The following is a 641-nucleotide window of genomic DNA, read 5'->3' on the forward strand; positions in this document are numbered from 1 at the left end:
GAAACCGTCTCCCTCGCCTCGCCCGAGCACGAAGCCCAAGCCTTCGACGCCGAGCACCCGCTGTTCATCCTCTACACCTCCGGCACCACCGGAAAACCCAAAGGCATCCTGCACACCAGCGGCGGCTACCTCACCCAAGCCTCCTACACCCACCACTACGTCTTCGACCACAAACCCGGACAAGACATCTACTGGTGCACCGCCGACATCGGCTGGGTCACCGGACACTCCTACATCGTCTACGGCCCCCTCGCCAACCGCGTCACCCAGGTCGTCTACGAAGGCACCCCCAACTTCCCCAACGAACACCGCCACTGGGAAATCATCGAAAAGTACGGGGTGAGCATCTATTACACCGCCCCCACCCTGGTCCGCACCTTCATGAAGTGGGGCCGCGAAATCCCCGAGAGCCACAACCTGAACTCCCTGCGCCTGCTCGGCTCGGTCGGCGAGCCGATCAACCCCGAAGCCTGGCGCTGGTACCGCGAAGTCGTCGGCGGCAACCGCACCCCCATCGTGGACACCTGGTGGCAGACCGAAACCGGCGCGATCATGATCTCCCCGCTACCGGGCGTCACCGCCACCAAACCCGGCGCGGCCATGACCCCGCTGCCCGGCATCTCGTCCAAGGTCGTGGACGA

At 64.7% G+C, this 641-nt stretch carries 1 protein-coding gene; it reads left to right on the top strand.

Annotated elements, in window-relative coordinates; translation table 11 throughout:
* Window positions 1-641, top strand: a 641-nt coding sequence (locus tag NI1_RS36845) for an AMP-binding protein (protein WP_157535547.1), incomplete at both ends; no start/stop codon positions are given.

The organism is Nocardia inohanensis NBRC 100128 (genome assembly GCF_001612945.1).
Classification (GTDB): domain Bacteria; phylum Actinomycetota; class Actinomycetes; order Mycobacteriales; family Mycobacteriaceae; genus Nocardia; species Nocardia inohanensis.